Source organism: Algivirga pacifica (assembly GCF_039543525.1).
In the GTDB taxonomy this organism is placed as follows: Bacteria; Bacteroidota; Bacteroidia; order Cytophagales; family Flammeovirgaceae; genus Algivirga; species Algivirga pacifica.
This window is the reverse complement of sequence record NZ_BAABJX010000030.1, coordinates 13,432-27,189: the sequence shown is the minus strand read 5'-3', so window position 1 is coordinate 27,189 and position 13,758 is coordinate 13,432. Positions and strand designations below refer to the sequence as shown.

13 protein-coding genes are annotated in these 13,758 nt (G+C 40.9%); 9 read left to right on the top strand and 4 right to left on the bottom strand.

All coding sequences use genetic code 11. The features are described from left to right. Positions 1-138: 138 nt before the first annotated feature. On the bottom strand, positions 139-1,341 hold the full coding sequence (locus ABD985_RS10180; RefSeq protein WP_345371438.1) for an MFS transporter: 1,203 nt from the start codon (positions 1,339-1,341) through the stop codon (positions 139-141). A 251-nt stretch (positions 1,342-1,592) separates the two neighbouring features. Between ABD985_RS10180 and ABD985_RS10175 the strand changes: the two genes are divergently transcribed. Beyond that, positions 1,593-2,003: a YkvA family protein gene (locus tag ABD985_RS10175; RefSeq protein ID WP_345371437.1), complete on the top strand. Its 411-nt coding sequence runs from the start codon at positions 1,593-1,595 to the stop codon at positions 2,001-2,003. A 319-nt stretch (positions 2,004-2,322) separates the two neighbouring features. Here ABD985_RS10175 and ahcY read toward each other — a convergent pair whose 3' ends face one another. Both ahcY and ABD985_RS10165 read right to left on the bottom strand, forming a co-directional pair. Beyond that, complete coding sequence (gene ahcY / locus ABD985_RS10170) at positions 2,323-3,630, bottom strand: adenosylhomocysteinase (protein ID WP_345371435.1); 1,308 nt, start codon at positions 3,628-3,630, stop codon at positions 2,323-2,325. A 473-nt stretch (positions 3,631-4,103) separates the two neighbouring features. Further along, the gene (locus tag ABD985_RS10165) at positions 4,104-4,691 is read right to left on the bottom strand and encodes a hypothetical protein (protein WP_345371433.1); all 588 of its coding nucleotides are present in this window, start codon (positions 4,689-4,691) and stop codon (positions 4,104-4,106) included. 274 nt (positions 4,692-4,965) lie between these two features. On the opposite strand from ABD985_RS10165, the gene ruvB reads away from it, so the two are divergent. Further along, positions 4,966-6,003: a Holliday junction branch migration DNA helicase RuvB gene (gene ruvB, locus ABD985_RS10160; RefSeq protein WP_345371432.1), complete on the top strand. Its 1,038-nt coding sequence runs from the start codon at positions 4,966-4,968 to the stop codon at positions 6,001-6,003. A gap of 48 nt (positions 6,004-6,051) precedes the next feature. On the opposite strand, the gene ABD985_RS10155 is transcribed toward ruvB, so the two are convergent. After that, positions 6,052-6,231: a hypothetical protein gene (locus ABD985_RS10155; RefSeq protein WP_345371430.1), complete on the bottom strand. Its 180-nt coding sequence runs from the start codon at positions 6,229-6,231 to the stop codon at positions 6,052-6,054. Positions 6,232-6,361: 130 nt separating this feature from the next. Between ABD985_RS10155 and ABD985_RS10150 the strand changes: the two genes are divergently transcribed. The 7 genes from ABD985_RS10150 (at position 6,362) to ABD985_RS10120 (ending at position 13,738) form a co-directional block, all read left to right on the top strand. Continuing rightward, positions 6,362-7,573, top strand: a complete 1,212-nt coding sequence (locus ABD985_RS10150) for an NAD(P)/FAD-dependent oxidoreductase (protein ID WP_345371428.1) — start codon at positions 6,362-6,364, stop codon at positions 7,571-7,573. A gap of 328 nt (positions 7,574-7,901) precedes the next feature. Further along, complete coding sequence (locus ABD985_RS10145; protein WP_345371426.1) at positions 7,902-9,470, top strand: tetrathionate reductase family octaheme c-type cytochrome; 1,569 nt, start codon at positions 7,902-7,904, stop codon at positions 9,468-9,470. Continuing rightward, entirely contained in the window at positions 9,467-10,135 is a 669-nt protein-coding gene (locus tag ABD985_RS10140) for a cytochrome b/b6 domain-containing protein (RefSeq protein ID WP_345371424.1), read from the top strand. The genes ABD985_RS10145 and ABD985_RS10140 overlap by 4 nt, the downstream gene beginning before the upstream one ends. Before the next feature lie 175 nt (positions 10,136-10,310). After that, positions 10,311-10,832: a YeeE/YedE thiosulfate transporter family protein gene (locus tag ABD985_RS10135; RefSeq protein WP_345371422.1), complete on the top strand. Its 522-nt coding sequence runs from the start codon at positions 10,311-10,313 to the stop codon at positions 10,830-10,832. Between the two features lie 32 nt (positions 10,833-10,864). Continuing rightward, positions 10,865-12,067 carry a rhodanese-like domain-containing protein gene (locus ABD985_RS10130; protein ID WP_345371420.1) on the top strand — a complete coding sequence of 401 codons (1,203 nt, stop codon included), beginning with the start codon at positions 10,865-10,867 and terminating at the stop codon, positions 12,065-12,067. Between the two features lie 228 nt (positions 12,068-12,295). Further along, a complete protein-coding gene (locus ABD985_RS10125; protein ID WP_345371418.1) occupies positions 12,296-12,598 on the top strand; it encodes a rhodanese-like domain-containing protein in 303 nt (100 codons plus the stop codon). 294 nt (positions 12,599-12,892) lie between these two features. Continuing rightward, a complete protein-coding gene (locus ABD985_RS10120) occupies positions 12,893-13,738 on the top strand; it encodes a universal stress protein (RefSeq protein WP_345371416.1) in 846 nt (281 codons plus the stop codon). Positions 13,739-13,758: the final 20 nt, after the last annotated feature.

Below are 13,758 nucleotides of genomic sequence, written 5' to 3'. Positions count from 1 at the left end.
TATTTTAAGATGTTTCAGGTTAATGTTATTTGCGCTTATCGCTTATCGCTTATCGCTTATCGCTTATCGCTTTGCTTAAATCTTAATCAAAAAAATAAACGATAAACCATAAGCGATAACCGGTAAACGGTATACTATTTATTCTACAACAGTAGCAAAAACATGTTTTCTCTCCAGCATTCTAATGGCTCTCCAAGATAGAAATACACTGAAGAAAATAACACCGGACAACGTTGGTACAAAGTAATGTTCATATAGAGGTGCAAATAAGGCAGGGGATAATGCTGTTGAGAAAACCATCATGGTAGAAACGATACTTTTAACAGTCCCTATAGATTCTTTTCCAAATAACTCAGCCCAAAGTGCTGTACCACTTACACCTCCCATGCTAATACTTGTCCCTACCATTCCCATAAAGAAAATCATGGTATAAGGATGGTCAATCAGTAATAAAGCCAGTACTCCTATAATCATAGGAATTGGTAATAGAGGAAATACTCGTACTGCCGTATAGCGGTCTACCAAAGGTCCACTGATTAAGCTACTACTGATACGCATAATGCCAAAAGCCGTGATGCCTATGGCAAACCAATCAGCGGGTATATCCTTGGCTTCCAATATCAGGTTTTGGTTGATCAATATGCCAGCGGTAATCATAGGGGTGTAGATTGCAAGTGCTGCCAGCATCAGGAAAGGAGGGGTACGCCATAATCTTCTCACTAATGCTTTGTTTTCTGCTCTTTTACCGGTCGTTATACTACTTTCCCCTTTTCTCCCCAGCAACAATACACTGCTGCTGAAACCAACCAATAAGACTACAGCAATAATTCTCCATAAAGTATCCCAACCCATTTGGTTTAATAAGGCAACGACTAATAATGGAAAGAGTAATTCCCCTGTAGACATTCCCATGGAGGCAAAAGAAAGGGCTTTGCCTCTGTCTTTATCGAAATAGCGCCCCATAGCTGTAGCTCCTGTTAATGGCATCAATCCTTGAGCCGATAACCTCAAAAAGGTAATACCCACTCCAAGCCATAACCAATGGGTAGCAAAAGATAGGAAGAGGGCACCAAAGGACAGAAAAAGTCCATTGAGTAAGGAGAACTTTCGAATAGGCATACGATCAATCCAAGGGCCTACTTGCGATAAGGCCATAGCCCCTAAGAAAGTAGCTACGCCATAAATCTTAGCAAAAGTGACATTATCCATAGTAAACTCTGATAGCCACACCGGAATAAACAGGCTCATAAAGAAGGACTGACCTACCGAAGAGTATAGGAAATGCGTAAACCCAAAAGAGGTATCCTTAGGCGATTGTTTGATTAGTTGCCAGTAACTCATAGTTGTAAATTCATTGCTAAGATGTATAGAACCCCAAAGATCTTTATTTGTTTTGGTTTTACTGTAGGGAGCTTGATAGATTTCTTGATTTGATGCAATAATTATGTAAATAGTTGGTAATAAGCTATCTTATTGTAGAGGAGATATAGTGATCTATCAACTGGAAGGAAAGAATGAACAATAACTTTACTCATAACTCATCACTCCTAACTCCTAACTCATAACTCATAACCCATAACTCCAATAACCCAATGAACAACAATAACTATCCCAACGAATCGTATTGGCTAAAACTGAAAAAATACGCTAAAAAAGCAGGACTAAAACTCGTATATGTGTCCTTGGTACTGTACAATTTGCTAAAGGACAGCACTGCTCCTTGGATCGTCAAAGCTTTGGTAGGCTTTGCGATTACCTATTTTGTGATCCCTTTTGATTTATTGCCCGATTTTCTCCTACAATTAGGCTTTGCCGATGATTTAGGAATGATGACCCTTATCTTTGAGTTGATTCGCCCTTATGTACAACAAGGGCATATCGTAGAAGCCATTAAGGTTACCCGAGAACTGTTTGGAGCCGATGTTGATTTAGCTCCGGTACAAGATATGTTTGTTGTGGAAGAACCTGAGCAGGAAGAGGTGGTAGAGAGTATTAATGATTAAATTAAAGTTAAATAAATAACCGACATACTACTAAACAGCTCTGTTGAACCGTTGAATCGCTGAATTAAGCTTCGCTCGTTGATTCGAGTTGAACTGTTGTATGAAGACATATAACTATCAATCAACAGTTCAACTCGAATCAACGAGCGAAGCTCAATTCAACTCAATACGGAGTATTGAAATTCAACGATTCAACAAAGAGATTTGGTAGTGTGACGGATAAATACTCAAGCTTAATTATAATCATTGAAAATTAAAAAAAGGTCTGCTTCACCACACAGGGAAGCAGACCTTTTACTATTCGGGAACAACCCAAATACTAGTATCTATAGTCGTCAGACTTGAAAGGTCCTTCTACTGCTACACCAATGTAGTCTGCTTGCTCTTTTGTCAAGACCTCAAGCGTTACACCGATCTTAGCTAGGTGAAGTTCTGCTACTTTCTCGTCCAAGTGTTTCGGAAGGGTATATACCTTCTTGTCATACTCTTCAGATTTAGTCCAAAGCTCAATTTGTGCCAACGTTTGGTTGGTGAATGAGTTAGACATTACGAAAGATGGGTGACCTGTCGCACAACCAAGGTTTACCAAACGACCTTCAGCCAATACGATTACATCGTTACCATTCACGTTGTACATATCAACCTGAGGTTTGATGTTCACTTTAGAAGCACCGTACTTCTCGTTCAACCAAGCCATATCGATTTCGTTGTCGAAGTGACCGATGTTACAAACGATCGCCTTATCTTTCATTGACTCGAAGTGACGTCCAACGATGATATCTTTGTTACCAGTCGCTGTTACGATGATGTCAGCCTCTTTTACGGCATCGTCCATCTTCTTTACTCCGTAACCGTCCATAGCGGCCTGAAGCGCACAGATTGGATCGATTTCAGTCACCATAACACGAGCGCCAGCACCTCTTAGAGAAGCTGCAGAACCCTTTCCTACGTCACCGTAACCTGCAACAACAGCTACTTTACCGGCCATCATAACGTCTGTAGCACGACGGATACCGTCTACCAAAGACTCTTTACAACCGTATTTATTATCGAACTTAGACTTCGTTACAGAATCATTAATGTTGATAGCAGGAAGAGGTAATTTACCGTTCTTCTCACGCTCGATCAAACGCAATACCCCTGTAGTAGTTTCCTCAGAGATACCTTTGATCTCACCCACCAATTCAGGGTAACGATCCAATACCATGTTGGTAAGGTCTCCACCATCATCCAAGATCATGTTCAAAGGCTTGCCACCTTCGAAAGAATTTAGTGTTTGCTCGATACACCAGTCAAACTCCTCGTCATTCATGCCTTTCCATGCAAATACTGGAATACCAGCAGCAGCAATAGCAGCTGCAGCATGATCCTGAGTAGAGAAAATATTACAAGAAGACCAAGTTACCTCAGCGCCTAGTTCTTTCAACGTTTCGATCAAAACAGCTGTTTGGATCGTCATATGCAGACATCCTGCAATACGAGCACCTTTCAACGGTTGCTGATCTCTGTATTCCTCACGGATAGCCATCAAACCAGGCATTTCCGCTTCCGCCAATTTAATTTCTTTTCTGCCCCAATCTGCCAGAGAGAGGTCTTTTACCTTGTATTTCAAAGTCGTATTTTCCAAAGTAAAATGCGTTTTTAGTGTATTCTGTGTATTAACTCCGCAAAGTTACGGATAAATCGTGGATTCTCCATGCAAAAAGAAGTGGAGTCCCGGATGCTTAACCTTTTGGGTGTGAAAAAGTTTAAACTTTTATAAGGTATAAGGTATAAGGTATAAGGTATAAGGTATAAGGTATAAGGTATAAGGTATAAGGTATAAGGTATAAGGTATAAGGTGTAAGTTCCCTCAATGCTGTCAAGTTAAGGGGGCAAAGTGAAAGTAGATACTGGTCGTAGCGTCCTCGCTACGACCTGAAGCGAGTTTGCAATACCTTTTATACATGCACTATTTGCTTAAATTGACGATATCCCCCGCAAAAGATATTCATAAAGCCATAAGCAAAAAGAGCAAGCATTAAACCCGTAAACAATACAGGTTAATACTTGCTCCAAGAGTTATTCAATAAATTAACTCATCACTCATCACTCCAAACGCTACTCCGTCGGTAGGTTTCTTTCTTCTTCCGTGGCAGCTGAAAGCACGCTGTCTGTATTGGCATAAAGAACCACCAAAAACTCAGCTTCTCCCGTTTGCTCATTGACCTTTTTGATTTTTAAGGCACTTCGGGAAGGAAGTTTCATACTATTACTTCTGACCGCAATAGGATTAACTCCTTCTTGTATTTGCTGATCAAAGTAATGTACCGCTTCCTTTCTGAGTTTATTCTCACAGAGGTTGATGGCAGCGTCCAGACTACTTTCTGTATTTTCTCCTTCTAGAAGATAGGTGGCAAAGATATAGTTGGGGGTGCCGTCTTTGTGTGTGAGCTCTTTTAGGGACATGATATGCTCCAATTGTAAGCTGATAGGCACATCGTCTTCTTCTGCTTTTTCATAGCCCTGATGAATAAGATCCTCAGCGGATACGTAAGTGAAAGAGTCTGTGGTGACGGTTATGGGTAAAGTAGGCTGACTGATAGAAGCCATATTTTCTGTTGCTTCGCCTTCCTCTTTGGGAGGGGAGGTACAACTACTACTGTATAGTAAGGAGAGGATAATAGGGATATACAAGGGTTTTTTCATAGCTGTAGGGATGTATGTAACGTGAACATTGGGTATTTAGAACAATAAAAACTAGATGTAAGATTCCGTAGTTTTTATAAATTAATATACGAATAATCTGAGGGAATGCGGTGGAGGAGCGTCTTAACAAAATTGAATAACCCGCATAGGGCAGGATTCATTGTGCCCCTTCACGCCCCATGATGCATCATAGATAATTGATAAATAAATATTCAATATTAATATAAAAGGCGTAATTTTGTTCAATTAAGAATCATTGATAAAGAGTAACACTATGCGTGAAGATTATTTGAGTGGTGATGATGAGCACCTATCTTCTTCTGATCGGGAGGTAGAAAGAGCCTTGCGTCCACTGTCGTTTGAGGATTTCGCAGGACAGCAAAAGGTATTGGAAAACCTACAGGTTTTTGTGGGAGCTGCGCTGAAGCGAGGAGAACCTTTGGATCATGTCTTGTTACACGGCCCTCCGGGACTGGGGAAGACCACCTTGGCGAATATCATTGCCAATGAACTGAATGCAGACATCAAGATTACGTCAGGACCTGTATTGGAAAAACCTTCCGACCTAGCCGGATTGCTGACAAACCTGGATGAAGGAGATGTACTTTTTATTGATGAGATTCACCGTTTGAATCCGGTGGTAGAGGAGTACTTGTATTCTGCCATGGAGGATTACCGTATTGATATCATGCTGGATACGGGCCCCAATGCCCGTACCATACAGATCAGCTTGAGTCCGTTTACCTTGATAGGGGCAACAACACGTTCAGGATTGTTGACCTCTCCGTTAAGAGCTCGTTTTGGGATCAATGCTCGCTTGGAGTATTATGATGCTGAACTATTGTCTAAGATTGTCAGCCGTTCTTGTGGTATTCTGGATACTCCTATTGATCGTCAGGCCGCATTTGAGATTGCCCGTAGGAGTAGGGGAACCCCTCGTATTGCCAATAACTTACTGAGACGTACCCGTGATTTTGCGGATATCAAAGGAGATGGAACCATACGTATTGATATTGCCCGTATGGCTTTGGATGCTCTGAATGTTGATCACGATGGATTGGATGAGATGGATAACCGTATTCTACAGACCATTATTGAGAAGTTTAAAGGTGGTCCAGTAGGATTAAGTACAATTGCCACAGCGTGTAGTGAAGAAGCAGAGACTATTGAAGAGGTGTATGAGCCATTCTTAATTAAGGAAGGATATATTAAGCGAACCTCTAGAGGAAGGCAAGCTACAGAGGCAGCCTATAAGCACCTTGGTTTGGATTTCGGAGGAGGAGCCGAAGCCGGACAAGGAACTCTTTTTTAGAAAAAGAAAAAGTAAGTAAAAGGTAATAGGTAAAAGGTAAAAAGGAGTTTAAATTTCTCCTTTCTCCTTTCTCCTTTCTCCTTTCTCCTTTCTCCTTTCTCCTTTCTCCTTTCTCCTTTCTCCTTTCTCCTTTCTCCTTTCTCCTTTCTCCTTTCTCCTTTCTCCTTTCTCCTCACAAAGCAGCCTTTTTCCTGCAAGCCCACCTATTAATAATTGAAAATTGATCATTGAAAATTGGTCATTAAATAGCCTCCAATCCCTATAGGTTGTTATGTGATAATTGTTACACTTCATTAAGATCTGTTTACATAAATTCAGAGTGTAATCAATAAGTTATTCATCACAAAACAGGACTACTATGGCACACACCATTATTTTGGGAAGTAATTTTGCCGGAGTAACTGCGGCACTGGAGCTCAGAAGGAAAGTGGGGAAAGAACACAAGATTACAGTAGTTTCCCCTACTGAGGATTTTCTTTATGTACCATCTTTGATCTGGGTACCTTTTGGTAGAAGAAAAGTGAAGGATATTACCTTCAATATTCGCAAGGTGCTGGAAAAGAAAAAGGTGGGCTTTATCAAGGATGCTGCTGTTCGAGTAGATGCTGAAAACAGCCAGGTACATACCGAAAAGCACGGTATACTGGATTATGATTACGTGATTTCTACCACAGGGGTGAAATTGAAGTTTGATATCTTGGAGAACCTGCATCCAGAGGCAGGGATGATAGAGAATATTGTGATTCCTAAGTATGCGGAGAAAGCATATGACAAGTTTAAGGAACTGGTGAAAGATCCCGGTCCTGTTGTCGTAGGAGCTACACAAGGAGCAAGCTGTATGGGGGCGGCCTATGAGTACCTCTTCAATCTGGAGAAAACCCTCAGAAAACACAAGGTAAGGGACAAGGTAGAAATTACCTGGTTGACTCCTGAGCCTTACCTGGGACACTTTGGTATGGATGGTATGACCGGGGCGGAAACGATGCTAAGCTCTTTTATGAAGATGTTTAACATCAACTTTGTAACAGATGCTTCTATAGAGAAGATTGAGAAAGACAAAATCACCTTGAAAAATGGTAAGGTATTACCTTATAAAATGGCTATGCTAATGCCTCCATTCACAGGAGCAGATGCTATGCTCAACTCTCCTGAGCTGATCGATGACAAAGGGTTTGTAGAAACCAACGATGGGTATCAGCATATTAAATACAAAAATGTATTTGCTGCAGGGTTGGCCGTACAGGTAAAGGCTCCTTTTAAATGTGAGTCTACTCCATTCGGTGTTCCTAAAACAGGATACCCAAGTGATGTAACCGGTAAGATTGCCGCACAAAACATCGCGAATATGATTAATGGAAAGGACAAGTTTGTAGAGAAAGGATTTGGTGATATTCCAGCCATGTGCGTGATGGATGCCGGGAATAAGGAGGTCTATATCTTTGCCAATAAGTTCTTTAGACCAAGACAATTTGCCATTATGGTCCCTAATGTATTGAATGATGTAGGCAAAGTATTCTTGGAGAAATATATGATTTACAAGAATAAGAAAGGACTATCTTTCCTTCCTTAACAGCTTTGTTTTGTAGACATGAATCATCCCATATTAACATTTAAGGGATGATTCATGTTTACACCCGTACACCTATTTAATAATCGGTTTGGCAGTGTGATGCTTAAATATTAAAAAAGGTTAGCTAAAAATAGCTAACCTTTTTTAGTAGGTAGACAAACCTTCCTTATCCTCCTTCTTTCCATTAAAAACGTTTATTTAAATAGTTCTATCAACTATTGAATAAATCATAATACCCTTTTTTTGGTGATGCACATCAATATTTACAATTCTAAACATATATACATTTGTTCATATAAAGATATGACAAAGAATTAAAGGTGTTAGCATGAAAAAAAATATAGCCATTGTCATTCTGATCAATGTGCTGGTGGTAGCAGTTTTTCATCTCTTCTGGGAAGATATGGGCGCTTCTAAGGCAGAACAGAAAGTCAGTAAGTTGAAGGAGCAGTTAAAGAAAGAAAAGAAATCTGTGGTAGATCATAGCAAATTTGAGGTACTGCAGCAAGAATTTGACCGTCCAGAGGAGGTGACTAAAGCTTGTATTAGTTGTCATCAGGAGCGCCACAAAGAGGTGATGGAGTCCAACCACTGGAACTGGGAGCGTGAAGAGTATATTGAAGGAAGAGGGGTGACTTACCTGGGAAAGAAAAACCTATTAAATAACTTCTGTATTGGGGCAACTGGAAATGAGCAGGCTTGTGCCAAGTGTCACGTAGGCTATAACTATCAGAAGAATAACAAGTTTTTCGCCAAAGAAGAAAATGTAGATTGTTTGGCTTGTCATAATGGTAGTGACGAGTATGTGAAAAATGGAGGCTGGGGTAAGCCCCATGAAAACGTAAACCTTACGGAGATTGCACAAGGCGTAGGAACTCCTACTCGTGCCAACTGTGGTACTTGTCACTTCTTTAGTGGAGGTGGTAACAACGTGAAGCACGGTGATTTGGAAATGGCACAGCTGGACGGAGACCGCGAACTGGACGTCCATATGGGTCTTGATGGTGGCGATATGAGCTGTACAGAATGTCATACCACAGAGAACCACCAAATGAAAGGTAAAATGTATTCTGTTTCTTCGGAGAATACCAATAGAGCATCTTGTGAAGACTGTCACAGTGGACCGGTGCATAATCAGGCGATGCTGAATACACACACGGAGAAGATTGCTTGTCAAACGTGTCATATTCCGGAATATGCGAAAGAAAATGCCACCAAAATGACCTGGGACTGGTCAACAGCAGGTAAGCTGAAAGACGGTAAGCCATACCATACGGAGGACGCAGACGGAAATCATGATTACCTTTCTATTAAGGGCTCATTTACTTGGGAAAAGAATGTAAAACCGGAGTATGTATTCTTTAACGGTACGGCAGATCATTATGTATTGGGGGATAAGGTAGATACGTTAGCCCCTATTCAGGTGAATACCCTTCATGGTTCTTATGCTGACGGTAAGATTATTCCGGTGAAAGTCCACCGTGCCAAGCAACCATATGATCCAGTACATCAAATTCTAATTCAACCTTACACTTATAATCCCGAGAAAGGATCCGGAGCATTTTGGACAGACTTTGATTGGGTAAAAGCTTCTGAAATTGGACAAGAGAAACTAGGCTTGCCGTTCAGTGGAGAAGTAGCCTTCGCAAATACCGAAATGTACTGGCCATTGAACCATATGATCTCTCCTAAAGAGAAGAGTGTGAGCTGTCAGGAGTGTCATACACGCTCAGCAGATGGTAGACTGGCTAGTCTGGAAGGTTTCTATATGCCGGGAAGAGACAACGACAATGATTTGGATACGATGGGTACATGGCTGATCATCTTGTCCTTGTTGGGAATCAGTGTCCATGCAACCGTGAGGATCATGTTTTACTTTAGAAGACAAAGAGGATGAAAAAGCAAGTATATATCTATAAACGATTTGAAAGATTCTGGCACTGGGCCCAAGCGGCACTGATTACCCTTCTGGCCTTTACAGGGTTTGAGATTCACGGAAGCTTCTCTGTATTGGGGTTTGATAATGCCGTACAGGTACACAATGTGTCGGCGATCTTGCTGATGGTATTGATTGTCTTTGCGATCTTCTGGCATTTCGTTACTGGGGAGTGGAAGCAATACATTCCAACTTACCATAAGTTATTGGAGCAGATCAGGTACTATACTTATGGGATCTTCCATGGAGCACCACACCCGGTCCATAAAACGGTAAGACGTAAGATGAACCCTTTGCAGGTAATCACTTACCTGGGACTGAAACTGGTATTTATTCCGGTCATGGTCTTTTCCGGTATACTATATATGCTTTACCGCTTTATGTATGAAGGTGAAGTGTATACGCTGGAGTGGTTTAGTCTGGATAGTTTGGCTTTCTGGCATACCTTGGGAGCTTACCTGTTGGTGCAGTTTGTGATCATTCACGTTTATATGACGACAACGGGAGTTACACTGACTGAAAATATTAAGGCCATGATCACAGGGTATGAAACCTTGGAGGATGAGCATGAAGTACCTTCTGAGGAGAAAGTTAGCCAAAGCAAAAAACAAACGGTAAACGCTTAATACGCTCTGTTGAGTCGTTGAATGGAGCGAAGCTCCATTACATAGCATCTCGATTCGAGTTGAATTTTTACGGAGATCAACCAACAATTCAACTCGAATTGAGACGTCATGTAATGAAGCGAAGCTCAATTCAACGATTCAACGATTCAACGATTCAACGATAAACGTATACAAGATGAACAAAGAACAAAAATACATGAACCCTTATCTGGCCGGTATTATACTAGGAATGGTGCTGGTTGGGTCAGTATACCTCTCAGGAAGAGGACTAGGAGCCAGTGGTGCCTTGAAGAGTGTGGTGATGCAAACCATGTCGGAGGTAGCTCCTGAGCGTTATAATGAAGTGCCTTATTATGCCAGCTATGCGGCGGCCCATGAAGATGGAGGACCGATGAAAAGCTGGTTGGTGTTTGAGGTGATCGGGGTGGTACTGGGTGCCGCTTTTTCGGGGATCGCTTCTGGAAGGATGAAGCTTAAGTTTGAGAAAGGACCGAATATCACCAAACGTACCCGTGTGATTGCCGCAATTATCGGGGGGATGTTATTCGGTATAGGTTCACAGTTAGGTAGAGGATGTACCAGTGGCTCGGCCTTGAGTGGTATGGCGGTGATGTCTGCCGGTGGTATCCTGACGATGCTCTTTATCTTCGGAGGAGGGTATATGATGGCCTACTTCTTTAGAAGATTATGGCTTTAAATAAATTAAAGAACTATAAACAATAGACTATCATGGTAGCACCTTTAGTACCTGATTTGATCAATAACGATATCAACTTGTTGGTGGCCATTGTCGTAGGTTTTGGCTTTGGATATACTTTGGAACAGGCAGGGTTTTCTTCCACCAAAAAATTGGCAGGGGTATTTTACGGATATGATTTTACCGTACTGAGAGTATTTTTTACCGCCGGTATTACGGCCATGTTGGGCATTACCATTCTAGGGAAACTGGGATGGTTGGATGTCAGCTTGATTTATGTAAACCCAACCTTCCTTTATTCTGCAATGATTGGAGGAGCCGTAATGGGACTAGGCTTTATTATTGGGGGATTTTGTCCCGGCACCAGTATTGTAGGGGCCGTGATTGGCCGTATTGATGCGATGATTTTCGTAGGTGGTGCGATACTGGGAGTATTTGTTTATGGAGAAATGTTCCCTCTGTTAAAGGGAATCTACGCTGCAGAAGCCATGGGCCCATTGACTTCTTTTGAGGTGCTTGGATTGTCCAAGGAAGTGTATGTTGTAATACTTACTCTCGTAGCATTGGGTGCCTTTGTGATGACGTACTATATACAGCAGCGTGTCAATGGGAAGGAAGCGGTAACATTAAAAACCGTCAACAAAAAATACTTGGCATTTGGAGTCGTGATGATTATTCCAGCTCTAGTGATTTTCTTTACACCAGACAAGGAGGAGCGTTTATTTACGGCTGCCCACGATCAAAAGCAATTGGAGCAAAATGATTTTGCTTATTATACGCCGGATAAACTGGCTTATAAAATTATGAAGCAAGACAGTGCGATGAACGTGATTGATGTTCGCTCCAAAGAAGCGTTTGATGCTCAAAACATCCCTACCTCTTTCAATATTCCATTGGAAGAGTTACAGGATAGAAAATACGAGGTGACCTTGTCTAAGCCTTCCAAGATTAATGTGATTTATGCAGATCATCCGGAGCAAGCCAAGAGTGCGGCCTATATTCTTAAGGAACTGAATTATCCTAATGTATACATATTGGATGCTTCTACAGAAGCATTCTACCAAACGATCATGATGCCTTATGAACTGCAAGCTTCTGCTGGTTTACAGGAACAGTTCAACCACCGCTTTAGAAGTAAGGCGAGAGTGGAACTACCGGCCATTGCAGAGAAGTTGAAGCAGAAACCGGTCATTCGTATCGTGAAGAAGAAAAAGATTCAAGGGGGCTGTAGTTAACAGTGTGAGTTTAGTTACACTTGTTTCACCCTTCACCTACTACATTTGTTTCATCATCAAAGAGCAATAAAGCTTCAAGATGTCGATGAACGTTTATTCGTTATAGTTTTGTGATAAGAATGTGGCCAGGGCAACTTGCTGGAAGTTGCCCAGCCTTCACTTCAAAATAAGCGTTTGTCATTTCATTAGGAGAAAATAGATTTATTGATAAACCAAATAAAATAAACCATGGATTTTCTAAGTAGACTATTCGGAGCAGCACCACAAGTGGATTATTCAGAACTTTTAGCGAAAGGCGCTAAGATTATCGACGTTCGTTCACCAATGGAATTCCAACATGGACATGCGCCAAAATCTATTAATATTCCATTGCAGGAAGTGGCTTCCAAGGTGAATCAAATCAAGAAATATAATAAGCCAATTATTTTGGTATGTCAGTCTGGTAACCGTGCCGGACAGGCTATGAGTATCCTGCAACGTTCAGGAATCGAAGAAGTTTATAATGCCGGAAACTGGGGTAACATGGCATAATTGATCACGTAGATAATACGAGAACGAAAAATTAAATGTGTTGATTGACGGATGAAATTGTAGCACGATTCATGACATCCAATGATACTATGTATAAACCATACATACATAATGCTTTAAAGGTGAAAAAGCCATCCTGTTTCAGGGTGGCTTTTTTTAGTATCACTCATAGTTAAAGTAACAAATGAACATATTTTCATTTGTGTGATCAAAGTCACTACTTTATCAAAAAGTAAGTGTTTTATTTACACTGTAATCAGAATACTACGACGAGCACTAAAAAACTTAATTAACATGAAACGAATATTAGTCCCTGTAGATTTTTCTCCCTTAGCACACGATGCTTATAGTTTTGCTACTAAAATTGCCAAGGCATTTGACTCTACAATTGTTTTATTACGCGTAACAGAAGTATCTGCGGATGTTCTTCTGAATGATGAAGGAGATTTAGCTTCCAACAATGAAGTCGATGTAGATAAAATCCGTGAGCAGAGAGCTGATAATCTTAAAAGACTGGAAGATTGGAAAGGGGAGAGTGAGGTAAAGGTAGAGTCTGTATCTATTTATGGACATAGCTGTTCTAAATCTATCCTGCAGGTAATCAAACAGCAAGGGGCTGATTTGGTGATTATGGGTACAGAAGGAAACTCTGGTATTAAGGAGATTTTCACGAACTCTCTAACAGAATATATCTCAATTAAGTCAGAAGTACCGGTATTGTCTCTGAAATGTAATCGTGATGCTTTAGCGATTTCTGAGATTGTGGTGGTGAATGATTTGAAGCAGTTGGATCAACCATTGCCTTACATTAAAGTAATGCAAGAAGTACTAGGAGCAAAAGTGAACTTACTGAAGATCGAACGTCCAAGCAGTACAATGACCACAGAGGAGGTACATCAAAGGGCCAAGCATTTGATGGAGCATAACGAAATAGAGCATTTTGCGGTACATATGGTTTCTGCTTATGGAGTAGAAGAAGGTGTAAGAAAATATATTGAGTCTAATCCGGAAACGGCCATTGTTGCGATTGCAACGAAATCAAGAGAAGGATTAGCCGTATTGATTGATGGCTGTCCAAGCCGTGATTTAGTGAATCATTTAGAAATGCCTGTTTATATTTTTCAGGATATTCATAAATAAGATGAAAGCCTGTTAAAAAT

Coding starts and splice junctions, on each gene's coding strand:
- ABD985_RS10165 (WP_345371433.1), bottom strand. CDS start 4,691: ATGAAAAAACCCTTGTATATCCCTATTATCCTCTCCTTACTATACAGT.
- ABD985_RS10175 (WP_345371437.1), top strand. CDS start 1,593: ATGAACAACAATAACTATCCCAACGAATCGTATTGGCTAAAACTGAAA.
- ABD985_RS10155 (WP_345371430.1), bottom strand. CDS start 6,231: ATGATCAATTTTCAATTATTAATAGGTGGGCTTGCAGGAAAAAGGCTG.
- ruvB (WP_345371432.1), top strand. CDS start 4,966: ATGCGTGAAGATTATTTGAGTGGTGATGATGAGCACCTATCTTCTTCT.
- ABD985_RS10125 (WP_345371418.1), top strand. CDS start 12,296: ATGGATTTTCTAAGTAGACTATTCGGAGCAGCACCACAAGTGGATTAT.
- ABD985_RS10120 (WP_345371416.1), top strand. CDS start 12,893: ATGAAACGAATATTAGTCCCTGTAGATTTTTCTCCCTTAGCACACGAT.
- ABD985_RS10130 (WP_345371420.1), top strand. CDS start 10,865: ATGGTAGCACCTTTAGTACCTGATTTGATCAATAACGATATCAACTTG.
- ABD985_RS10150 (WP_345371428.1), top strand. CDS start 6,362: ATGGCACACACCATTATTTTGGGAAGTAATTTTGCCGGAGTAACTGCG.
- ABD985_RS10180 (WP_345371438.1), bottom strand. CDS start 1,341: ATGAGTTACTGGCAACTAATCAAACAATCGCCTAAGGATACCTCTTTT.
- ABD985_RS10135 (WP_345371422.1), top strand. CDS start 10,311: ATGAACAAAGAACAAAAATACATGAACCCTTATCTGGCCGGTATTATA.
- ABD985_RS10140 (WP_345371424.1), top strand. CDS start 9,467: ATGAAAAAGCAAGTATATATCTATAAACGATTTGAAAGATTCTGGCAC.
- ABD985_RS10145 (WP_345371426.1), top strand. CDS start 7,902: ATGAAAAAAAATATAGCCATTGTCATTCTGATCAATGTGCTGGTGGTA.